This window comes from Cellulosimicrobium funkei, from assembly GCF_900155925.1.
GTDB lineage: Bacteria > Actinomycetota > Actinomycetes > Actinomycetales > Cellulomonadaceae > Cellulosimicrobium > Cellulosimicrobium funkei.
This window is the reverse complement of the sequence record NZ_FTMI01000007.1, coordinates 208,197-230,029: the sequence shown is the minus strand read 5'-3', so window position 1 is coordinate 230,029 and position 21,833 is coordinate 208,197. Positions and strand designations below refer to the sequence as shown.

Genomic DNA, 21,833 nt, shown 5'->3' with positions numbered 1-21,833 from the left:
CCCGGAGACGCCGGAGCCCGGGCCGCGGGCACCGGGGTCCGGTGCCGCGCGACGCCGGGCTCGGCGGTCGGGCAGGAAGGGCCGCCGAGGCGGCCGCGGGTCAGGCGAGCGACCAGGCGATCCCGTCGAGGATGTCGTGCTCGCTCGTCACGACCTCGGTGAGCGACCCGCCCGCGGCGGCGACGTCGTCGCGTACGCGGCGCACGACCTCCGACCACACGAGCGCGCCCGCGCCGATGACGTCGACACGCCCGGGGTGCATGAGCCCCAGGGCGGTGCGCTCGGCGCGCGTGCGGTGCAGCAGGTCGTCGCAGGCGGCGAGCACGGTGTCGACCGGCAGCACGGACCCGTTGATCCGGTCGCGGTCGTACCGGGCGAGGCCGAGCGCGTGGGCCGTGACCGTCGTGACGGACCCGGCGAGGCCGACGAGCGTCGCGGCCCTCCCGAGCGGCACCACGCGGGCCGCGTCGTCGAGCGCGGCCCGCACGTCGGCGCGGGCCGCCGCCTCCTCCTCGGGGGTCGGCGGGTCGGAGCGCAGGTGCCGCTCCGTCATGCGCACGCACCCCACGTCCATCGAGTACGCGGCGTCGGGCGTCGTCGTGCCGAGCACGAGCTCCGTCGAGCCGCCGCCGAGGTCCACCACGACGTAGGGGCCGGGGCGCACGGCCGCGACGGTCGACGTCGCCCCGCGGAACGACAGCGCCGCCTCCTCCTCGCCCGAGACGACCTCGGGCTCGACGCCGAGCGCGTCGAGGACGCCCGCGACGAACTCGTCGCGGTTCTCGGCGTCCCGCGTGGCCGACGTCGCGACGAAGCGCGTCCGCGTCGCGCCCAGGTCGTCGATCACCTGCGCGTAGCGGCGCGCGGCGTCGAGCGTGCGCGCGAGCGCCTCGGGGGCGAGCCGACCCGTGCGGTCGACGCCCTGGCCGAGCCGGACGACCTCCATGCGGCGGTCGAGGTCGACGAGCGTCCCGGCCTGCGGGTCGACGTCGGCGACGAGGAGGCGGATCGAGTTGGTGCCGCAGTCGATCGCCGCCACGCGCGAGGCGCCGGGCGGGACGGGGGCGGGCGAGGCGGCCGGCGCGGCGGTCGCGCCCGGGTCCCGGGTGAGCGGAGAGGTGGAGCCAGAGGTCATGCGTCCAAGCGTGCCACGCGGTCAGCAGGTGCAGCGGTCGGGGCGCCACACGTCGCGCACGCGCTCGAGCGCCTCGTCGCCCAGCGGGTTGACGCCCGGCCCGGCCGCGAGCGCGTGGCCCACGAGGACGTGCAGGCACTTCACGCGCGTGGGCATCCCGCCCGCCGAGATGCCGTCGATCTCCTCGACGTGGCCGAGCGCCTCACGCTGCGCGAGGTAGTGCTCGTGCGCGCGCCGGTAGGCGGCGGCGAGCTCCTCGTCCTCGGTGAGCCGCTCCGACATCTCCTTCATGACGCCGTTCGCCTCGAGCGTCGACGCGGCCGCGACCGCGCCCGGGCTCGTGAGGTAGAAGGTCGTGGGGAACGGCGTGCCGTTCTCGAGCCGCGGCGCCGTGCGGACGACGAGCGGGCGCCCGCACGCGCACCGCGCGGCGATGCCGACGACGCCGCGCGGGGTGCGCCCGAGCTGCTCCGCGAGCGTCTCGAGGTCGCGCTCGGTGACGACGGCGTCCGGGTCGTCGGCGGGGATGGCCAGGCGGGCGTCGGGCACGGGACTTCCTTCGGGTCGGTCGGCGGCGTCGGGACGACGCCTCACCCATTCTCCCCGCTCTGCGGAGCGCCCTCGTCGCCGGCCGGTTCCTCGCCCGCGGGCGCGGTCCCGTCGGACGTCCCCGCGTCGTCGCCGCCGGACGTGCGCGGACCGCCCGCGACCTGCACCGACTCCCAGATGGCCTCGTACCAGGGCGTGCCCTCCTCGTACCCCCGGACGGGCCCGTCCGTGATCGTCCGCCCGGTCTGCGGGTCGGTGTCGTCGACGACCGTCTCCGGGTCGAGCACGCGCCACGGCCGCTCCCCCGGCATGACGAAGTTCAGCCGGTCCCGCGCCTCGCGCTCGACGTACGCCTGGTCGTCCCAGCGGGCGAGCTCGGCCTCGAGCTCGGTGTGCTCGGCCTGCGCCTGCTCGAGGCCGGCGCGCAGCTCGCGCAGCTCCCCCGTCTGGTTGACGTACGCGCGCAGCGTCGGCAGCAGGAGCACCGCGGCGAGCAGCACGACGACGGACAGGACCAGGGTCCGGACGGTCACCACCTCGGGCAGGAGGAAGCCGTAGCGGCTCCGGCGCCGGTCCTCGGGCGCCGGGCCGGCCGCACGTCGCGTCGACGTCGCGCTGCTCGGTCGGGCGGCGGGGCGGCGCGCTCCGGACGACGACGGGGTCCGGGCGGTCGAGCCGCCGCCCGGGGACTTCGCCGAGGAGCCCGACGCCGTCCGCGGGGCGCCCGTGGACGCCGGGCGCGGGCTCGCGGCCCCCGAGGACGCGGAGCGCTTCGTGGGCTTCGTCCCGGACGTGCCGCGCGCGGGCCCGGAGCCCGGCCGCGCGGGGGCACCGGGGCGCGGGGGACGACGCGAGGACGGCATGCCCCGATTGTGCTGCCGCGAGACGCGGCGCGCCGGGAGCACGCGCGGTGCGCCCGCGAACGTGAGGCGATCGACACGACTTCTTCACCCGTCCGGACGCGCCGGAGCCCGGCGGGCCGACGAGCGGCCCTCCGGGCTCCGGGTGCCGGGTCGTCCCGGCGGGGTCGTGCGCGACCGACGGTCAGCCGCAGGTCAGCCCTGCACCGTCCAGCGCGGGAACGCGCCACGGCCGGCGTAGCGGGCGGCGTCGTCCAGCGCCTCCTCGATGCGCAGGAGCTGGTTGTACTTGTTGATGCGCTCCCCGCGGGCGGGGGCGCCCGTCTTGATCTGGCCGGCGTTCGTCGCGACGGACAGGTCCGCGATCGTCGTGTCCTCGGTCTCGCCCGAGCGGTGCGACACCATCGCGGTGAAGCCGTTGCGCTGCGCGAGCTCGACGGCGTCGAGCGTCTCGGTGAGCGTGCCGATCTGGTTGAGCTTCACGAGGAGCGAGTTCGCCGCCTTGAGCTCGATGCCCTTCGCGAGACGCTCCGGGTTGGTGACGAACAGGTCGTCGCCGACGATCTGCACCTTGTCGCCGACCTCGGCGACGAGCTGCGACCAGCTGTCCCACTCGTCCTCGGACAGCGGGTCCTCGATGGAGACCAGCGGGTAGTCGCGCACGAGCTGCTCGTAGTAGGCGATCATCTCGGCCGGCGTCTTCGCGCCGCCCTCGAACTGGTACGCGCCGTCCTTGAAGAACTCGGTGGACGCGACGTCGAGCGCGAGCGTCACGTCGGTGCCCGGCGCGAAGCCGGCCTTCTCGATCGCGACGAGGATGAGGTCGAGCGCCTCGCGGTTGCTCGCGAGGTTCGGCGCGAAGCCGCCCTCGTCGCCGAGGCCGGTGGCCAGGCCCTTCTCCTTGAGCACGGACTTCAGCGCGTGGTAGACCTCGGCGCCGGTGCGCAGCGCCTCGCGGAACGAGGAGGCGCCGATCGGGGCGACCATGAACTCCTGGATGTCCACGTTCGAGTCCGCGTGCGACCCGCCGTTGAGGATGTTCATCATCGGCACGGGCAGGACGTGCGCGTTCGGGCCGCCGACGTAGCGGTACAGGTCGAGGCCCGCGCTCTTCGCGGCGGCCTTCGCGACGGCGAGCGAGACGCCGAGGATGGCGTTCGCGCCGAGCTTGCCCTTGTTCGGGGTGCCGTCGAGGTCGATGAGGGCGGCGTCGATGAGGCGCTGGTCCTCGGCCTCGAAGCCGATGAGCTCCGGGGCGATGTCGTCGATCACGGAGTTCACCGCGCCCTCGACACCCTTGCCCAGGTAGCGGGACTTGTCGCCGTCACGACGCTCGACGGCCTCGAACGCACCGGTCGACGCGCCCGAGGGCACTCCGGCGCGGGCGAACGTCCCGTCGTCCAGGACGACCTCGACCTCGACGGTCGGGTTTCCGCGGGAGTCGAGGATCTCGCGCGCTCCAACGGCTTCGATGCTGGCCACAGGTGCTCCTTCGGGGCAGGGCTGCGGGCGCTTCGAACGGTGGTGGCGGACCCGGGCAGGGAAACCCGGGACGCCGCGTGCGCGCCCGCGACGATGGTGGGTTTACGACCACAGCCTAGTGCCCGGTTGTGACCTGCGCCGCTGCGTCCGGTCCGTGGGCCCCGGGTCGGGGACCTGCGCGTCGACGATCGGGACGAACGTCCCGCCTCAGCCCTGCGCCGCCGGGCCGGGCTCCGCGGGCGCCCCTACCGACGTCTCGGCCGCGACGATCCGCGCCTCGACGCGCCGCAGCTCGCCCCGCAGCGCGGCCTCCGCGTCGAGCCCGTCGGCCTCCGCGCGGGCCACGAGCGCGAGCAGCTCGCGCCCGAGCCGCTCGTCCGGCGTCGGGCCGGCGCCGTCCTCGCCGACCGCACCCGCCCCGGTGCCCGACGGCGCCGCGAGCGCCGCGCCGACGACGTCGCCGAGGCCGCCGCGCCCGGCCCGGGACAGGACCTTCTGCGCGCGTGCGAGCGACCCCTGCGTGTGCGAGATGCCCTCGAGCACCGACGAGCGCTGCTTCTCCGCCTTCTTGATCGCGTCCCACTGCCCGTGCAGGTCGGTCGCGTCGGCGTCCGCGAACACGTGCGGGTGGCGCCGCACGAGCTTCGCCGCGAGGTCGGCGGCGACGTCGTCGACGGTGAACGGGTCCGGCTCCTCGCTCGCGATGCGCGCGTGGAACAGCACCTGCAGGAGCAGGTCGCCGAGCTCCTCGCGCATCCCGGCGCGGTCGTCGGTCTCGATGGCGTCGGCGAGCTCGTGCGCCTCCTCGAGGAGGTACCGCACGAGCGAGACGTGCGTCTGCTCGCGGTCCCACGGGCACCCGCCCGGGGAGTAGAGGCGGTCCATGACGGCGACGACGTCGCGCAGCGGGTCGGTCGCGGCGTCGGGCGCGCGGTCGTGCGCGGGCTCGTGCGGGTCCGGGGCGGCCGAGGGCTCGGGGGCGGTCACCGCCTCATCGTAGGTTCGCCGGGCGCGCGGTCACCGCCGGTCGAGCGTGCCGTCGCTGCCTGCCCCCAGCACGCGGTCGTGGCCCGGGCCGGGCCACGACCGCGTGGTGGGGATGGCGGAAGCGCTACGAGCGCCAGGTGTCCGACAGCGTCACGGAGCCGTCGGCGCCGACCGTCGCCGTGCGGTTGCCGCCGCTCTCCCAGACGACGTTCCCGCCGCCGTCGCGCTTGACGTACTTGTACTGGAAGGTCGTGCCGGCCGGGAGGTCGACGCGCGCGGTCCACACCGGGTAGGCCGACGACGACAGCGGGACGCCGTTCGCGGGCGCCCAGGAGCCGAGCGCCGGGATGCTGCCGACGACGTGGACCGTCTGGCCCCACGTGGTGGTCGCGGTGACGGAGAACGACGCGTCGCCCTGCCCTTCGACCGGCCCGCCCGGCGACCCGCCGCCGTCGCACGGGTCGCCCGCCGTGACCGTCCCGCCGGAGACGGCGACCGCGGCGCCGGACAGGGCGTAGTCCTTGCCGCCGTTGCTGTCCCAGGCGCCCGAGCCGTTCGTGAAGGCGGCGGTGACGGTCGCGGCCGCGCCCGTCGCCCCGCTGGGCAGGCTGATCTGCCGCGAGACCCAGCCCGTGCAGGCCGCCGTCATCGGGAGCCCGGGGACGCTGGTCCAGGCGCCGGTGCCGACCTTGTAGTGGACGTTGTACGCGTTCCAGCCCTTGTCGGTCGCGTAGTAGACGGTCGTCGTGCCGGCCGGGTCGACGGGCCCGGGGCCCCCGGTGCCGCCGTCGCCGCGCGCCCCGACGTGGAGCGCGAGCGCCCCGTACGCGGGCACCGTCGCCGTGAAGGTGCCCGAGCCGGAGACGGAGACGGTCTTCGAGCAGTCCTTCGACGCCACGACGTCGCAGTACGTCCCGGCGGGGAGCGAGGTCTGGTAGGTGCGCGTCACGGCGTTCGCGGAGTTGTTGATCGTCACGTAGCCCTTGGCGCCTCGCCCGTAGGCGATGTGGTTGTTCCCGTCGTCCCACCAGCCCGTCACCGAGGTCCCGGCGACCGCGTTGTGGAAGCCGACCATGCCCGCGATCTCGGTCCAGCGCTGCGTGCAGACCCACGCGCTGTCGGCACAGCTCGCGTCCGGCACGGAGGTGGCCGAGGCGCCGGGCGCACCCGCGTCCTTGTCGCTCCACGTGTAGCCCGAGTAGACGCTCGGCGCGCCGTAGGGCCACGAGAGCATGAACGCGTTGGCGAGCCGGTACTTGGCGCCCCACTTGTAGTTCATCGTCTCGCCGTTGCGCTCGGTGTCGTGGTTGTCGACGAAGACGCCCGCGCGGTCGGAGGGGAGCTTGTTGTCGCCGATGGTGCGCAGGTCCTTGATCTGGGCGTCGAACCGGGACTTCAGCTCGCGCGCGTAGAAGAACTCGTGCGAGTCGCCGGAACCGAGGTACTCCGAGGGCTGGATCGGCTCGCCGCTCGCGCCGATGACCTCGTGCACCCAGAAGACGTTCGGGTTCGTGAGCCGCGCCTTGATCGCCGCGAGGTCAGCGGCCGGGATGTGCTTCGCGGCGTCGATGCGGAAGCCCGAGACGCCGAGCGACAGGAGGTCGTTGAGGTAGCCCGCGATCTTGCCGCGCACGTAGTCGGAGCCCGTCCGCAGGTCCTGGAGCGAGACGAGGCGGCAGTTCTGGACGTTGTACCGGTCGCCGTAGTTGCTGATGTTCGACCGGCAGTCGTTGAAGTCGTTCGGCCCGTACGGGACGCCCGGGAAGCTGTCCACGGAGTAGCTCGTCCCGCCGGTCCCGGTGCCGGACCCGGTGTCGGCGCCCGCCGTGTGGTTGACGACCGCGTCGACGATCACGCCCACGCCTGCCGCCTTGCAGGCGCCCACCATGCGCTGGAACTCGGCGCGGGTGCCGAGCTTGGACTCGAGCTTGTAGCTGACGGGCTGGTAGGAGGTCCACCAGGCCGTGCCCTGGATGTGCTCCTGCGGCGGCGAGACCTGGACGTAGCCGAACCCGGCCGGGCCGATGGTGCTCGTGCACTCGGCGGCCACGGAGTCCCACGTCCACTGGAAGAGGTTGAGGATCACGTCGCCCCGGCCGTTCGGGGAGTCGACGACGGGCGTCGGCACGGGCGGCGCGGCCGCGGCGGGTCCGGCGACCGGGACCGCGGCCAGCGCCGCGGTCAGCGCGAGGGCCGCCGAGGCGCCGGCCGCGAGGACGCGGCGCAGGCGCCCGCGGTGCGGGCTGGCGGGGCGGCCTGCGGGGACGGGGGTGGGCGCCGGGGGTCCGGCGAGGTCGGTGGTGCGCGTCATTGCAGCTCCTTCGAGGATGCGGCCGCCCCTCGCTCGGCGTCGAGCACGGGCGGGCCACGCGGTGATGACGAGCGCCCCGGGGTGGCGGGCGCGACCGGCACCTGCGGCGTTGCAGGATGTTTCCGGATGTTGCTGCAACCTTACAGAGACCGGCGCGGGCTGTCACGACCTGTGTCCACGGGTCGTGCGGACGGGTCGTGCCGGTGCGGCGGCGGCCCGGACGGCATAGCGTCGGAGGACACACCGAGAGGAGACGCCATGGGAACCAAGCGCCGGTGGAAGGACCTGACGAAGGGTCAGCGGATCGCCGTCGGGGCGGTGGGAGCCGCACAGGTCACGCTCACCGCCGCGGCGTACCGGGACCTCGTGCGTCGGCCGGCCGACCAGGTGAACGGGACCAAGCTCGCGTGGGGCCTCGCGCTCCTCGTCAACTGGGTCGGGCCCATCGCCTACTTCCTCGACGGCCGCAAGAGCTGACCGCGGGAGGGCTCAGCCCTCGACCGTGAGCCCCGCCGTCGGCTCGAGCAGCGTCAGCGCGCGCCGCAGCGCCGTGCTCGACGTGTGCACGGTGTAGGGGAAGTAGACGACCTCGACGCCCACCTCGGCGAAGCGACGCTCCAGCTCCGCGCCCTTCGGGGTGCCGCGCCAGTCGTCGCCCTTGAAGAACACGTCGAACGGGCGCTGGCGCCAGGTCTCGAGCTTGTCGGGCTGGGTCTCGACGAACACCTCGTCGACGAACCGGACGTGGCGGACGATCTCCGCGCGCTCCGTGACGGGGACGACCGGGCGCCGGCCCTTGGCGAGCTCGAGCATGTCGTCGTCCACGACACCCGCGACGAGGTAGTCGCACTCGCTGCGGGCGTGCCGGAGGACGTTGAGGTGCCCGACGTGGAACAGGTCCCACGCACCGGGGGCGTACCCGACCTTCATGCCCGTCCTCCCGTCCTCAGCCGCGCGCCCCGCACGGCGAGGGGGCCGCGTCCAGGCTAGGACCGGGAGGAGACCCGGAACCACGCCCTCCGAGGGTGAAGAGTGCGGCCCACCGGGTGAATTGTGGGCCCCACGAGCGCGTGGGAGCGCACCCGCCCGCCCGCCCGGCAGGGGCCCGATCGCTGCGTGCTACCTTCGGTCGGTCGCCTTTCCGGACGACGTCCCCGCGCACCGGAGGGAGTGCCGACCTCAGTCATGCCGTCCCAGGTCCTCACCGTGTGCACCGGGAACGTCTGCCGCTCCCCCACCGCCGAGAGGCTGCTGAGCATCCGCAGCGACACGAGCGTCACGGTGTCGAGCGCCGGGACGCACGCGCTCGAAGGAGCACCGCTCGACGAGCCGATGGCGCGGCTGCTCACGGCACGCGGCCTGGAGGCGTCGACGCACACCGGGCGGCAGCTCACGGCGGCGATGATCGAGCAGGCGGACCTCGTCCTCACGATGTCCCGGGCCCAGCGGGCCGCCGTCGTCACCCTCGTCCCGCAGGCCGTCCGACGCACCTACACGCTCCTGGAGCTCGCCGCGCTGCTCTCGGCGATCGACCTGCCCGTCGACCCGGACGAGACCGACGCCGACCGGATCGCCCGCCTCCCGGAGATCGCGAGCGCGCAGCGCGTCCGGACGATCACCCCGCGCACGCCCCTCGACATCCCGGACCCGCACGGTCGCTCCGAGCGGGCCTACCGGCAGGCGTTCACGACGATCGACACCGCCGTCGCGGCGGTCGCCCGCGTCGTGCACCCGCCCGCCGCCCGGCGCCTCGAGTGGTCCCCCACCCTCACCGAGCGCGGCGCGCGCACGCCGCCGTTCCCCGGCGGCCGGGACGGCACCGACCCCACCGGGCGCGGCGGCAGCAGCTCGCCCCGGCACGGCGGCCGGCGGAGCTGGCGCCTGCGCTGACCGCGCGTCAGCGGGCCGACGACGTCCCCACCGTCGCGGCCGCGCTCACCTCGCCGAGCACCACGGCGTCGATGAGCTGGCGCGCCCACCCGAGGACCTCCGCGCCACGCAGCGGGCGGCCGCCGATGCGCGCCGTCGTCGGGTACGGCACGAGGATCGCCCGGATCGCGGGCTTGAGCAGCGTGCCCGGGTAGAGGCGCTTGAGCCGCAGCTGCGCCGACTCGGGGAGGTCGACCGGCGCGAACCGGATGAACTTGCCCTGCGCGGTGACGTCCGTGAGCCCCGCCCGGCGGGCGTGGTTGCGGAAGTCGGCGACGTCGAACAGCGCGGACGCGACGTCCGGGAGGGCGCCGTAGCGGTCGACGAGCTCGGCCCGCACCTCGGCGAGCTCCGGCGCGTCGGCCGCGGCGGCGATCTTCTTGTACGCCTCGAGCCGCAGACGCTCGGTCGCGATGTAGGACTCCGGCAGGTGCGCGTCGACCGGGAGCTCGATCGAGACCTCCGGCTGCTCCTCGGGCCCGTCGCCCCGGTAGTTGGCGACGGCCTCCCCCACCATGCGCACGTACAGGTCGAACCCGACGCCCGCGATGTGGCCGGACTGCTCCCCGCCGAGCAGGTTGCCCGCGCCGCGGATCTCGAGGTCCTTCATCGCGACCTGCATGCCCGCGCCGAGGTCGGTGTGGGCCGCGATCGTGGCGAGGCGGTCGTGCGCGGTCTCGGTGAGGGGCCGCTCGGGCGGGTACAGGAAGTACGCGTACGCGCGCTCGCGCCCGCGGCCCACGCGGCCGCGGAGCTGGTGGAGCTGGGAGAGGCCGAGCATGTCCGCGCGCTCGAGGATGAGCGTGTTCGCGTTGGAGATGTCGAGGCCCGTCTCGATGATCGTCGTGCAGACGAGGACGTCGAGCTCCTTCTCCCAGAACGCCCGGATCACCTGGTCGAGCTGGTGCTCGTTCATCTTGCCGTGCGCGACGCCCACGCGGGCCTCGGGGACGAGCTCGCGCAGCCGCGCCGCGGTGCGCTCGATCGTCTCGACCTTGTTGTGCACGTAGAACACCTGACCCTCGCGCAGGAGCTCGCGGCGCAGCGCCGCGGCGATCTGCTTCTCCTCGTACGCCCCGACGTACGTGAGGACGGGGTGGCGCTCCTCCGGCGGGGTCGCGAGGGTCGACATCTCGCGGATGCCCGTGACGGCCATCTCGAGCGTGCGCGGGATCGGGGTCGCGGACATGGCGAGCACGTCCACGTTGGTCCGCAGCTGCTTGAGCGTCTCCTTGTGCTCGACGCCGAACCGCTGCTCCTCGTCGATGATGACGAGGCCCAGGTCCTTGAACCGCACGCTGCCCGTGATGAGGCGGTGGGTGCCGATGACGACGTCCACCGTCCCCTTGGCCAGCCCGTCCACGACCTCCTCGGACTCCTTGGGGGTCTGAAAGCGCGACAGCGCCTTGACCGTCACGGGGAAGCCCGCGTACCGCTCGGAGAACGTCTCGAGGTGCTGCTGCACGAGCAGCGTCGTGGGCACCAGCACCGCGACCTGCTTGCCGTCCTGGACCGCCTTGAACGCCGCGCGGATCGCGATCTCCGTCTTGCCGTAGCCGACGTCGCCGCACACGAGCCGGTCCATCGGGACCGTCTTCTCCATGTCGGCCTTGACCTCGTCGATCGTCGCGAGCTGGTCGGGCGTCTCGACGTACGCGAACGCGTCCTCCAGCTCGCGCTGCCACGGCGTGTCCGGGCCGAACGCATGGCCCTGCGTCGCCATGCGCGCCGAGTACAGGCGGATGAGCTCGCCCGCGATCTCCTTGACGTGCTTGCGCGCGCGGGACTTCGTCTTGGCCCAGTCCGACCCGCCCATCTTGTTGAGGCTCGGTGCCTCGCCGCCCGTGTACTTCGTGACCTGGTCGAGCTGGTCCATGGGCACGAACAGGCGGTCGCCCGGCTGGCCACGCTTGCTCGACGCATACTCGATCACGAGGTACTCGCGCGTCGCGGCGTTGCCGCCCGTGCCGAGCGTGCGCTGCACGAGCTCGACGAAGCGGCCCACGCCGTGCTGCTCGTGCACGACGAAGTCGCCCGCCTTGAGCTGGAGCGGGTCGACGACGTTGCGACGCCGGCTGGGCATCTTGCGCATGTCGCGCGTGCTCGTCCCCGCCCGGCCCGTGAGGTCGGCCTCGGAGAAGACGGCGAGCCGCAGCCCCGGCGCGACGAAGCCCTTGCCGACCATCGCCGGCGTGACGAGGACGATGCCGCCCTCGGGCTCGTCGTCGAGCCGCGGCACGAGCCGCGCGGGCGTGTCCGCCGCGCCGAGCTGCTCGACCATGCGCTTGGCTGGCCCGTGGCCCTCCGTCGTGAGCACGAGCCGCCAGCCCGCGTGCTGCAGCCCCCGCACGTCGTCGAGCGCGCGCGCCACGTCGCCGCGGTAGGACTCGACGTCGCGCGCACCGAGCGTGAAGGTCGGCACGCCGTCGGCGCTCTCGCCGACGTGGGCGGCCGTCGTGCCCGAGCCGCCGCCCGCCGCGTCGGTGCTCCCGTCGGTGCTCCCGGCGGCGCCCCCGTCGGCGCCCGGCGGGACGTCGAGGTCGGGGTTGTCGAGCGCGAACGAGGACAGCGTCCACCAGCCCAGGCCGCGGCGCTGCGCGACCGCGCGCACCTCGGAGAACGTCTCGAACGACGCCGCGGACAGGTCGACCGGCGCCTTGCCGCCCGCCACCGCGCCCGTCCAGGCCGCGGCGAGGAACTCCTCCGTGGTCGCCACCAGGTCGTGCGCGCGACGGCGCACGCGCTCGGCGTCGTCCACGACGAGGAGCGCGTCGTCGGGCACGAGCTCGAGCACCGGGACCATGCGGTCCACGAGCACGGGCGCGAGGGACTCCATGCCCTCGACCGCGACGCCCGCCGCGAGCCGGTCCAGCATCTCCGTCGCGCCCGGCAGGTCCTCCACCAGCGCGGCGGCCCGCGCCCGTACCGAGTCCGTGAGCAGGATCTCGCGGCACGGCGGCGCCCACAGCCCGTGCTCGGCGATCTCCAGGCTGCGCTGGTCGGCGACCGCGAACCAGCGGATCTCCGACACCTCGTCGCCCCAGAACTCCACGCGCAGCGGGTGGTCCTCCGTGGGCGGGAAGATGTCGAGGATGCCGCCGCGGACCGCGAACTCGCCGCGCCGCTCGACCATGTCCACGCGCGTGTACGCCGCCGCGACGAGCCGCTCCGCGACGTCGGTGAGGTCCGCCGTCGTGCCCGCGTGCAGCTCGACCGGCTCGAGGTCCCCCAGCCCGTCCACGACGGGCTGCAGGAGCGCCCGGACCGGCATGACGAGCACCCGGACGGGACCGGACGGGCCGACCTCCGGGTCCGGGTGCGCGAGGCGCCGGAACACCGCGATGCGCTTGGCGACCGTGTCCGCGCGCGGGCTCAGGCGCTCGTGCGGCAGCGTCTCCCAGCTCGGCAGCACCGCGACGACGTCGCCCAGCTCGTCCGGCAGGTAGGCGCGCACGCTCGCGGCCAGCTCGTCCGCGTCGCGCCCCGTCGCGGTCACCACCACGAGCGGGCGCGAGCCCGCGGCCCACGCCGGGCCACCCCCGCCGCCCGACGCCGGGGCGTCGCCGTCCGGCACCGGCCCCGTCGCGCGCGCCCCCGCCATCGCCGCGAGGAGCGGCGGGCGGACGCCGGCCGGGCCGACGACGTCGGCCTCGCCGCGGGCGCGCACGTGCTCGACCGCGGCCGCCGCGGCCTGGTCGGCGAGCAGCGCGGGCAGGATGCCGGTGAGGTTCATGGGGGTCCTTCGAGGAGAGGGCACGACGACGGTCCCGACCGGGGCGGGCGATCGGGTCCGGCGTCCACACTACGCGCGTGGACCCACATCGTTCCGCGCGCGGGCGTGCGTCAGGCCCCCGCCACCGGGGCCTCCTCCGAGCGCCCCGCCGCCGCGGCCCGCCGCCGGGCGCGCAGGTCCCGGGCGACCCAGATCGAGTTCGGCACCACCTGGAAGACGAGGATCGCGACCGCCGACCCGACGACCGGCCCGGCCGCGCCCAGCGGCTCGATGAGCACCCACGAGAGCGCCACGTTGCTCACGGTCATGAGCAGGACAGGGACGACCTGGAACCGCAGGCCGCGCTCGTCGGTCATGTACATGCCCGGCGGGTAGTTGAGCGCCTGGACCGCGACGAGCGCGCAGTAGCCGAGGACGAGCGCGAGCGGCACGGTGATCTTGCCGTCGGCGACCACGTCCTGGAGGAACGGCAGGCACAGCGCGAGCACCGTGGACAGCAGCACGCCCCCGGCGAGGAACGCGAGCGAGATCCGGAACGGGCTCATCACCTCGTCGCGCGCCCGCGCCTGCGCGAAGTAGGGCCACATGCTGACCCCCGCCGCGATGATCGCCTGCATGACGAGCCCGAAGAGCTGGGTCGCGAACGTGTACTGCGCGAGCGCCTGCGTCGTCGACAGGTGGGACAGGAGCAGCCGGTCGCTCTGCATCGCGACCGGCATCGCGACGGACTGCACGAGCATCGGCACCGCGACCGCGGCCACCGGCACCCCGGGCACGGCCCGGCGCCGCGGGACGTCGCGGAACGCCCGGCCGACCTGGGGCGCGAGCAGGCGCGCCGCGACGCTCACCGTGATCGCCGACGCGAGCCCGGCCGCGACGTAGGAGACGAGCGCGACGTAGTTGCCGCCCTGCCCCTTGCCGACGAGGACGAGCACGACGACGCCGACGAAGAAGAGCGGCGACACGATGCCCTGGAGGAACGTCTGGAGCACGTTCTGCTTGAGCCCGATGAGGACCCGGATGCCGATCCCCAGCGGGAGCGACAGCCCGAACACCACGAGGCACAGCGTCGCGACGACGTCCCCGCCCGCGACGAGGCCGTCGCCCAGCAGGAGGGGCCACCACCCGAGGAGCTGGATCGCCACGCACACGGCGGCGATGGTCAGGCCCGAGACGGTGAGGACGCGCAGCGCCGTCGTCAGCGTCCGGTGGACCCGCTCCGACTCGCGCGGGGACGACGCCTCCGCGATGGCGTTGATGACGACCGCGCCGATGCCGAGGTCGGCGAACGGCAGGAGGTTGCGCAGCCCGTTGAGCAGCCCGTACTGGGCGTAGGACGCGACGCCGAAGTGCTCGATGATGAGGCGGCTGGTGACGATCCCGAGGAGCCCCGCCAGGCCCATCACGGCGACCTTGGCGCCGGCCGTGCCGGTCACCGAACGCCAGAGGCCCACTCGTCCTCCTCGTGCTCCCGGTGCGTCGCCCGCAGGCCCGAGCGCCGGCCCGCTGCCCGGAATTCACGATCTTAGGACCTTCTCCACGAGATCCGACCGTCGCGGGAGGGTGAATCCCGCCCGACCTGCGGCGACCGTCCGGTGCGCCCGACTACGGTGGACGGCAGGGCCCGTCGCCGACGGTGCCGACCGGCCGCGGAGGGCGAGAGATGACGCTGCGCGAGTACGTGACCGCGGTGCTGCGCCACTGGGTCGTGGTCGCCGTGTGCGCCGTCCTGGGGGCGGTCGCCGGGTTCGGCTACGCGCGCTCGGAACCGAAGGTGTACCAGTCGTCGGCGTCGGTGATGGTCGTCCCCGAGCAGGGCGAGAACGCCGCCGAGCTCGTGCAGGGCTCGAACTACGTGCAGAACCTCGTGGCGTCGTACGCGGTGCTCGCGCAGTCGCCGTACGTGCTGGAGCCCGTGATCGAGGACCTGGGCCTCGACACCACGCCCGCCCGCCTGGCCCGCAGCGTCAGCGTGAACACGCCGCTCAACACGGTGGTCATCGAGATCGCGGTGAGCGACACCTCGCCGGACCGCGCGCGCGAGATCGCCGACGGCATCAGCGACCAGCTCGCGCTGGCCGTCCCCGAGCTGTCGCCGCAGCTCGCCGACAGCTCGTCGGCCGTGCGGATCACGACGATCGCCCCCGCGCGCCAGCCCGTGAACCCCATCGCGCCCAACACGCGCCTGCTCACGATGGTCGGCCTCGCCGCGGGCCTCGCCGTCGGCGTGACGTACGCCGTCCTGCGCGAGCTGCTCGCGCGCCGCGTCGTCAGCTCGTCGTCGATCCAGTCGATGCTCGGCGTGCCGTTCCTCGGCGAGGTCGTCAAGGTGCCGTCGCGCACGTCGCTGCCCGCCGTCGTCGCCGCGGGGCCGGGCAGCCGCCCGTCCGAGAGCGTGCGCACGCTCGTCGCCAACGTGCGCTTCGCGGACGTCGACCACGGCCGCCGCGTGCTCATGGTCTCCTCCGGCGACGCGGGCGAGGGGAAGAGCTCGATCGCGATCAGCCTCGCGCTCTCGCTCGCCGAGGACGGGAGCAGCGTGCTCCTCGTCGACGCCGACCTGCGCCGGCCCTCGATCGCGCGCGTCACCGGGCTGGAGGGGTCGGTCGGCCTGACGAACCTGCTCGTCGGCGACGTGGCCCAGGAGGACATCGTGCTCCCCTGGACGCGCCCCAACCTCTTCGTGCTGCCGAGCGGCGTCCTGCCCGCGAACCCCGGCGTGCTGCTGTCCTCCGAGCGGCTCGTCGCCGTGATCGGCGACCTGCGGACGCACTACGACTACGTCGTGATCGACACCGCGCCCATCCTCCCGCTGAGCGACCCGCTGTGGCTCTCGCGCGCCGTGGACGGCGTGCTCGTCGTCGCGCGGGCCCGCAAGACCCGCATCTCGCGGCTGCGCCAGACGGTCGACAAGTTCGAGCGGGGCGAGGCGGACGTCATCGGCATCGTGCTCAACGACGTCAAGCCGCGCGGGCGCAGCGCCTACTACGTCGACGACCCCCGGGTCGGCATCCCCGGCGCGTTCTCTCGCGAGACCGGATCCGCGGACGTCCGCCCCGTCGCGACGGCCGACGACGCGGCGGCGCCGCGCGCCGTCGAGGACGCGGACCGCCGCACGACGCCGTGACGACCGGGTGACGACGCGATGACGGCGCGCGCCGGGGCCGAGCCCGGCACCGGGCCCCGGACGACCGTCCCGGCGCCGCAGCCCCTCCCGGGGGCGTCCGACGTCGCGACGCGGATCGCGGCCGGCGCAGCCGCCCTCGCGTGCGGCGCCTGGGTCCCGACCGTCGCGGGGATCACCCCGGCGATCGTCGTCGGGCTCGTGCTGCTCCCCGTGTGGCTCCCCGTCGTGCGCCGGTCCCGGCCCGGCCGGTGGTTCGTAGGGCTCGGCGTCCTCGCCCTGCTCAGCGGCGTCCTGCTCACCGAGCTCTCCGCCCCGGACCGCGTGCTGTCGTCGCTGGCGCTGCGTGGCGGCCTCATCACGCTCTCGGCGCTCGTCCTCGGCGCCGGGGTGCTCCTGTGGTGCCGCGCCGTCCTCGAGACCTCGACCGTCGCCGTCCTCTTCGGGGTCGGCGCGCTCGCCGCGGCCGTGCTCCGGACGGGGGGCGCCGACAACCCCTGGAAGTACACGTTCGGCATGCCCGTGACCGTGCTCGTGCTCGCGCTGTGCCTCAGCACGCGGTCGCGCGGGCTCCAGGTCGTCGCCGCCCTCGCGCTCGCCGGGGTCTCCGCGGTCAACGACTCCCGGTCGGCGGCGACGACGATGCTCATGGTCGCCCTCCTCGTCGCCTGGCAGGCGATGCGCACCGGCCTGCGCGTACGGTCCGGCGGGGTGCGCGTCGCGACGCAGCTCGGCGTGCTCGCGCTCGTCGTCTTCCTCGGGATGCAGACCCTCGTGCTCGACGGCTACCTCGGCGCGGACGCGCAGCAGCGCACGGAGATGCAGATCCAGACGTCGGGCTCCGTCTTCACGGGCGGGCGGCCCGAGATGGGGGCCGCGACCGCGCTCGTCGCGGCCCGACCCTGGGGGTACGGAGCAGGCGCTGTGCCCAACCTCGAGGACCTGCTCACCGCCAAGACCGGGATGGCGCGGCTCAACTACGACCCGAACAACGGCTACGTGGAGAAGTACCTCTTCGGGTCGGGCTTCGAGGTGCACTCCGTGCTCGGCGACCAGTGGATCCGGTTCGGGCTCGTCGGCATGCTGTTCGCCGTCGCGTGCGTCGTCGTCGTCTGGCGCGGCACGCTGGCCGACCTCGGCCGCAACGCGGCGTCGGCACTCCTGCTCTACCTCGCGCTCTCGTGCGCGTGGGACCTGCTCTTCAGCCCGTTCTACTCGGTGTCCGCCACCGTCCTCATGCTCGGCGTGGCGATCGCGACGCCGTACACGCTGCCCGACCGCGGCAGCGCCACCCCGCTCGGTAGTCCCTGAGCCCCCCGGGAAGCCCCCGGGACGCGCCGGTGCCCCCGGGTCGAGGACCCGGGGGCACCGGCGGACGTGAGGGGCGGCGGGCCTACGGCTCGCGCACCACCTTGACGTCGTCGAACGACACGCGCGTCGTCGGGTTGGTGGACGCCGAGCTCACGGCCACCTTGATGCTCACCGTGCCGGGCGACTGGAGCGCCGCCGTCGTGTCGGTCGCCTCGAGGTGCCACGCCTGCGCCGGGCCGGCCGCCGTGGGCCACACCTTGGCGGAGAGCGTCGTCGGGGACGTCCCGACCGCCGAGATCGACACCGTGTACCGCGTGCCGGGTGCGTACGTCGCGGGGAGCAGCTGGTTCCCGAGGAGCGTCTCGTCCCGGAGCAGGTACAGCCGCATGAGCCCGTTGGGCTCGAGGCGGACACGCGCGGAGTACGTGCTCGTCCCGACCTGCCGGCCGACGAGCGTGACCGACGTCGTCCCGCCCACCGACGCGACGTCCGACCAGAACGTCGTCTCGGTGCGGGCCCGCGACTCCGAGACCCCCGCCAGGCGCGCCTCGCGCGTCCAGGAGGGCGACATCGTCAGCGTGCCGGCCGAGTCCGCGACCGAGAAGGCCGCGGCCCCGCCGAGCGCGGACCACGCCGCGCCCGACGTCGTCGTGCCCCAGCCGGAGGTCACCGCACGGTCGAACGTGTCGCGCACGACGACGTTCTCCGCCGGCGCGGTCGCCACGACGTCGTGCGACACGGAGGACGTGCCCCCGCGGTCGTCCGTCACCGTGAGCGTCACCGCGTACGTCCCGGCCTGCGCGTAGGTGTGCGAGGCCGTGGCGCCCTCCGCGGTCGCGCCGTCCCCGAAGCTCCACGCGTACGACGCGATCGTGCCGTCCGGGTCGCTCGACGACGAGCCGTCCACCGCGACGGTGAGGTCCGTCGCGGACGCCGTGAACGCCGCCTGCGGCGTCACGTTCGGCGCGAGCACCTGCACCGACGTCGTCGACGTGGCCGTCGCCCCGCGGTCGTCGGTCACGTCGAGCGTGATCGTGTACGTCCCCGGCGCGTCGTAGGTGTGGGTCGCCGTCGCCCCGGTGCCGGTCGCGCCGTCACCGAAGTCCCACGCGTACCCGGTCAGGGTGCCGTCCGGGTCGCTCGAGCCCGAGCCGTCGACCGACACCGTGAGCCCGTCGGCCTGCGCCGTCACGACCGCCTGCGGCGGGACGTTCGGCGTGGTGCCGGAGCCCAGCTGGAAGTGCTGCTTCACCTGGGCCGGCGTGAGCGCGACCGGGTAGACGGCCGCCTCGTCGAGGTAGCCCTTCCAGTAGGTGTCGCCCTCCCAGCCGTTGTCGCCGCCGAGCCGCCAGTAGCCGGTGTTGTTCTCGGGCACGGCCTTGTCGTTCGACCCGACGAGCTCGCCGTCGAGGTAGAGCCGCATGCCCGCGCTCGACTGCGTCGCCACGACGTGGTGCCAGGCGTTGTCCCGGTACGACCCCGTGGTGCTGAGCACCTGCTGCGCGCCGTCGTACGTGCCGAACTTCACCTTGCCGTCGGCCGACATGTAGACGTGGCGGTCGTAGTTGGAGCTGGTGCCCGTGCGGCTGCTGCCGAACCCGATGAGCTTGCCACCGGTCGTGGTGTCGGTCTTGAACCACGTCTCGACCGAGTAGACGGTCGGGTTGGCGTAGCTGCGCTGGCTCGCGACGAGCCCGCCGTTCCAGGTGCCGAAGACGTTCTTCGTCGGCTGGAAGCGCACCGCCGTGTCCGTGACGCCCGTGAGCGCGCCGGTCTGCGACTTCGTCACGGGCCCGGAGTACGAGCCGTCGGACGCGTCGGGCCCGGAGTCCTTCGCGACCGAGCCCGAGGACTCCCCGAGCCGCCAGTACAGCGTCGGCTCGAGCGAGTAGACCGCCTGGCCGTACGCGTCCTGCGGCGCGGTGGCTCCGGCCGCGGGACGGCCGCTCGCCGTCCAGTGGTCGGAGACCTCGCCACGGGTGAGCGCACGGTCGTACACGGCGACGTCGGAGATGGTGCCGTTGAAGAAGTTCGAGCTCCCGCTGCTCGGCCAGCCTGACTGGCTGTCACCACCGACGCGCCAGTAGCCCGAGTAGGACTGGGCCGACGTCGTGTCGCTGCGCTGGCCCGCCTTGATGCCGTCGACCCAGAAGGTCATGCCGGAGCCGTCGAGCGTGCCCACCACGTGGTGCCACGCGCCGTCGTTGTACGAGCCGGCCGTCGTGATCTCGCGGACGGTCCCCGGGTAGACACCGAACGTGAGGCGTCCGGAGTTGTTCATGTAGATGTGCCGGTCGTAGCTCGACGACGTGCCGGTCTTGGAGCTGCCGAAGCCGACGATCTTGCCGCCCGACGTCGAGGTCGTGCGGAACCAGGCCTCGACGGAGAACCGCTGCGGTCCGGTGGTCGCGGTCGGGGTGCTCCCGGAGACGCCGTTGGCGCCCGAGAATCGCGTCGCCTTCGCGGTCGGCGGCACGTCCTTGCCGTCGACGCCCCGCGTCGTGCCGTTCGTGAGCGCGAGGTCGGACAGCGACGCCCAGTCGGTCGCGCTGCTCCCGCTCGCCTCGCCCATCGGCCAGTAGCTCACCGGCGAGTCGCCGAGCACCGAGTCGTTGTAGGCCGTGCTCGACCCCTGCGCCGCGATCGTGACCGGCGTCCAGTTGGAGACCGTGGAGTTGCCGTCGCCGTCGATCACCTTGACGCGGTACTCGACCGTGCTGCCCGGCGCGAGGCCGGAGTCGGTGTAGCCCATGGTCGGGCGCACCCAGTACGTGGACGACGCCTTCTGCGTGGAGATCGGGGCGGTCGTGCCGCGGCGGTACAGCTCGTAGGTCAGCTCGGCGTTGTCCTGGTCGATGTTCGCCGGCCAGGAGATACGGACGCTCCCGCTGACGAGGGACCGCGTCGAGATGGTGTACTGCCCGCCCTGGATCGTCGGGCCGATCTTCGTCGGGGCGACGTCGCGCCGCGCGAACCGGACCAGGCCCTGCTGCCGGGCCCCGGCGACGCGCGTGAACTCGCCGCCGTACACGACGTACTTGTCGTTGGCCGTGATGTCCCAGCCCGCCTGCGAGATCCCGGACGCGCTGCCTGTGCTCCACGTCGGGTACCAGTGCAGCAGCTTGCCCGCCGTCTGGCCCGTGAAGCTGCGGTAGCCCCAGACGTCCGGCGTGATCTTGCGGTCCGACGGCTCCTTGGCGAAGGCCAGCGAGTGGTTCACCGTCCAGGGGTCCGTCTGCGGGAACTCGCCGATGTTGCCGCAGTAGTGCGCGTGGGTCGCGACGTAGACGGAGTCACCGGCCGGGTACACGGAGTAGGTGTCGCCGTGGCAGTCCTCCATCCAGACGAGCGACCCGTCGGACCAGCTCGCACGGAACGAGCCCTCGAAGTCGTCCTCCGTCTTGCTGCCGCCGTAGTCGTAGCCCGACCCGTAGACGCTGTCGCCGTCGGACGCGAGCGAGTAGATCGCGGCGTTGTCGCCGCCGTTGCGGATCACGGAGTTGACGGCCCACGGGAGCACGGTGCCCGTCGTCGCGTCGAGGGCCGCCATGCCGCGGCCGGGGTTCGTCGACCCGTTGGTGCTCGTGAAGGAGCCCGCGACGACCACCTTGGCGCCGTCGGGCGAGATCTCGATCGCGCGGCCGCCGTACCCGCCGGCGAGCTCCGGCGCGAAGCCGAGCAGCGCGCCCGTGGACGCGTCCAGCGCGGCGATGCGGGCGCGCGCGGTGTTGTTGACGTTGGAGAACTCGCCGGTGATGTAGACCGTGGAGTTCGTCGCCTTGATGTCGTAGACCGTGGAGTTGGTGCCCGGGTTCCAGCTCGAGACGAGCGCGCCGGTCGCGGTGTCGAACGCCGCGAGGCGGTACCGCGTCTGGCCGGCGATCTCGGTGAACGCGCCCGCGACGAAGAGCCGCTTGCCGTCCGGCGACGACGAGATCGCGAGGACGCGACCGTTCGTGCCCGGGTTCCAGGACGCGTCGAGCACGCCGGTCTCGACGTCGTACCGCAGGATGTTCGCGCGCGGGGTCTCCCCCGTCCCGGCCGCCGCACCCGCGGGGCGTGCCGAGGTGAACTGGCCGCCGGCGTACGCGCGGCCGCCGACGATGGTCTGCGCCCAGACGATCCCGTCGATCTGGGTCGTGGGCAGGGGGTCGGCCGTGACCGGGACGGTCGCGTCGGCCGGGGTGGCGGCCGCGGCGACCGGCGCGTCGGGCGCGACGGCGGCGGGGGCCGCGGCGGGCGCCGCGCTCTCGACCGCGCCGGCCGCCGGGGCGACGAGGGCCGTCGCGACGAGGGCGGCGACGGTCAGCCCGGCGACGCGGCCGACGACGCGTCGCCGTCCCGGCGGCGCGCCCCGAAGAGAGCCCTGGACGACCGTCCGACTCACATCATTGTTTTTCATGGGTCACTCT

The 21,833-nt window shown here is 74.0% G+C and carries 14 protein-coding genes; 4 read left to right on the top strand and 10 right to left on the bottom strand.

What is annotated here, in order from left to right:
* Nucleotides 1-100 precede the first annotated feature (100 nt).
* The 6 genes from BXA05_RS17210 to BXA05_RS17185 form a co-directional block, all read right to left on the bottom strand.
* Nucleotides 101-1,135 carry a Ppx/GppA phosphatase family protein gene (locus tag BXA05_RS17210; RefSeq protein WP_083711989.1) on the bottom strand — a complete coding sequence of 345 codons (1,035 nt, stop codon included), beginning with the start codon at nt 1,133-1,135 and terminating at the stop codon, nt 101-103.
* Between the two features lie 21 nt (nt 1,136-1,156).
* The gene (locus BXA05_RS17205; protein ID WP_241769854.1) at nt 1,157-1,684 is read right to left on the bottom strand and encodes a DUF501 domain-containing protein; all 528 of its coding nucleotides are present in this window, start codon (nt 1,682-1,684) and stop codon (nt 1,157-1,159) included.
* A gap of 41 nt (nt 1,685-1,725) precedes the next feature.
* Entirely contained in the window at nt 1,726-2,547 is an 822-nt protein-coding gene (locus BXA05_RS20595; protein WP_083712004.1) for an FtsB family cell division protein, read from the bottom strand.
* Between the two features lie 192 nt (nt 2,548-2,739).
* Nucleotides 2,740-4,026: a phosphopyruvate hydratase gene (gene eno / locus BXA05_RS17195; RefSeq protein WP_061268679.1), complete on the bottom strand. Its 1,287-nt coding sequence runs from the start codon at nt 4,024-4,026 to the stop codon at nt 2,740-2,742.
* Between the two features lie 207 nt (nt 4,027-4,233).
* Nucleotides 4,234-5,013, bottom strand: a complete 780-nt coding sequence (locus BXA05_RS17190; RefSeq protein ID WP_244550505.1) for a nucleoside triphosphate pyrophosphohydrolase — start codon at nt 5,011-5,013, stop codon at nt 4,234-4,236.
* A 124-nt stretch (nt 5,014-5,137) separates the two neighbouring features.
* A complete protein-coding gene (locus tag BXA05_RS17185) occupies nt 5,138-7,324 on the bottom strand; it encodes a carbohydrate-binding module family 20 domain-containing protein (protein WP_083711988.1) in 2,187 nt (728 codons plus the stop codon).
* Nucleotides 7,325-7,582: 258 nt separating this feature from the next.
* On the opposite strand from BXA05_RS17185, the gene BXA05_RS17180 reads away from it, so the two are divergent.
* Entirely contained in the window at nt 7,583-7,801 is a 219-nt protein-coding gene (locus BXA05_RS17180) for a PLD nuclease N-terminal domain-containing protein (RefSeq protein WP_076406314.1), read from the top strand.
* A 12-nt stretch (nt 7,802-7,813) separates the two neighbouring features.
* Here the strand turns inward: BXA05_RS17180 and BXA05_RS17175 are convergent, their stop codons facing one another.
* Nucleotides 7,814-8,254 carry an FAD synthase family protein gene (locus BXA05_RS17175; protein WP_021483197.1) on the bottom strand — a complete coding sequence of 147 codons (441 nt, stop codon included), beginning with the start codon at nt 8,252-8,254 and terminating at the stop codon, nt 7,814-7,816.
* Nucleotides 8,255-8,509: 255 nt separating this feature from the next.
* Between BXA05_RS17175 and BXA05_RS17170 the strand changes: the two genes are divergently transcribed.
* Nucleotides 8,510-9,214 (top strand): arsenate reductase/protein-tyrosine-phosphatase family protein, encoded by a 705-nt coding sequence (locus BXA05_RS17170; RefSeq protein WP_076406312.1) that lies wholly within the window; start codon nt 8,510-8,512, stop codon nt 9,212-9,214.
* A 7-nt stretch (nt 9,215-9,221) separates the two neighbouring features.
* On the opposite strand, the gene mfd is transcribed toward BXA05_RS17170, so the two are convergent.
* Both mfd and BXA05_RS17160 read right to left on the bottom strand, forming a co-directional pair.
* Nucleotides 9,222-12,986 carry a transcription-repair coupling factor gene (gene mfd / locus BXA05_RS17165; protein WP_076406310.1) on the bottom strand — a complete coding sequence of 1,255 codons (3,765 nt, stop codon included), beginning with the start codon at nt 12,984-12,986 and terminating at the stop codon, nt 9,222-9,224.
* Between the two features lie 110 nt (nt 12,987-13,096).
* Nucleotides 13,097-14,440, bottom strand: a complete 1,344-nt coding sequence (locus BXA05_RS17160; RefSeq protein WP_244550504.1) for an MATE family efflux transporter — start codon at nt 14,438-14,440, stop codon at nt 13,097-13,099.
* A 209-nt stretch (nt 14,441-14,649) separates the two neighbouring features.
* Between BXA05_RS17160 and BXA05_RS17155 the strand changes: the two genes are divergently transcribed.
* Nucleotides 14,650-16,113: a tyrosine-protein kinase domain-containing protein gene (locus BXA05_RS17155; RefSeq protein ID WP_061268684.1), complete on the top strand. Its 1,464-nt coding sequence runs from the start codon at nt 14,650-14,652 to the stop codon at nt 16,111-16,113.
* Nucleotides 16,114-16,131: 18 nt separating this feature from the next.
* Nucleotides 16,132-17,421, top strand: coding sequence for a hypothetical protein (locus tag BXA05_RS17150; protein WP_061268685.1), 1,290 nt, complete (start codon nt 16,132-16,134; stop codon nt 17,419-17,421).
* 82 nt (nt 17,422-17,503) lie between these two features.
* Here BXA05_RS17150 and BXA05_RS17145 read toward each other — a convergent pair whose 3' ends face one another.
* A complete protein-coding gene (locus tag BXA05_RS17145; protein ID WP_143311193.1) occupies nt 17,504-21,823 on the bottom strand; it encodes a LamG-like jellyroll fold domain-containing protein in 4,320 nt (1,439 codons plus the stop codon).
* Between the last annotated feature and the right edge of the window lie 10 nt (nt 21,824-21,833).

Bases quoted from the DNA above. Each gene is read 5' to 3' on its own strand.
- BXA05_RS17170 (WP_076406312.1), top strand. From the start codon at position 8,510: ATGCCGTCCCAGGTCCTCACCGTGTGCACCGGGAACGTCTGCCGCTCC.
- BXA05_RS17150 (WP_061268685.1), top strand. From the start codon at position 16,132: ATGACGGCGCGCGCCGGGGCCGAGCCCGGCACCGGGCCCCGGACGACC.
- BXA05_RS17210 (WP_083711989.1), bottom strand. From the start codon at position 1,135: ATGACCTCTGGCTCCACCTCTCCGCTCACCCGGGACCCGGGCGCGACC.
- BXA05_RS17175 (WP_021483197.1), bottom strand. From the start codon at position 8,254: ATGAAGGTCGGGTACGCCCCCGGTGCGTGGGACCTGTTCCACGTCGGG.
- BXA05_RS20595 (WP_083712004.1), bottom strand. From the start codon at position 2,547: ATGCCGTCCTCGCGTCGTCCCCCGCGCCCCGGTGCCCCCGCGCGGCCG.
- mfd (WP_076406310.1), bottom strand. From the start codon at position 12,986: ATGAACCTCACCGGCATCCTGCCCGCGCTGCTCGCCGACCAGGCCGCG.
- BXA05_RS17180 (WP_076406314.1), top strand. From the start codon at position 7,583: ATGGGAACCAAGCGCCGGTGGAAGGACCTGACGAAGGGTCAGCGGATC.
- BXA05_RS17145 (WP_143311193.1), bottom strand. From the start codon at position 21,823: ATGAAAAACAATGATGTGAGTCGGACGGTCGTCCAGGGCTCTCTTCGG.
- BXA05_RS17155 (WP_061268684.1), top strand. From the start codon at position 14,650: ATGACGCTGCGCGAGTACGTGACCGCGGTGCTGCGCCACTGGGTCGTG.
- BXA05_RS17185 (WP_083711988.1), bottom strand. From the start codon at position 7,324: ATGACGCGCACCACCGACCTCGCCGGACCCCCGGCGCCCACCCCCGTC.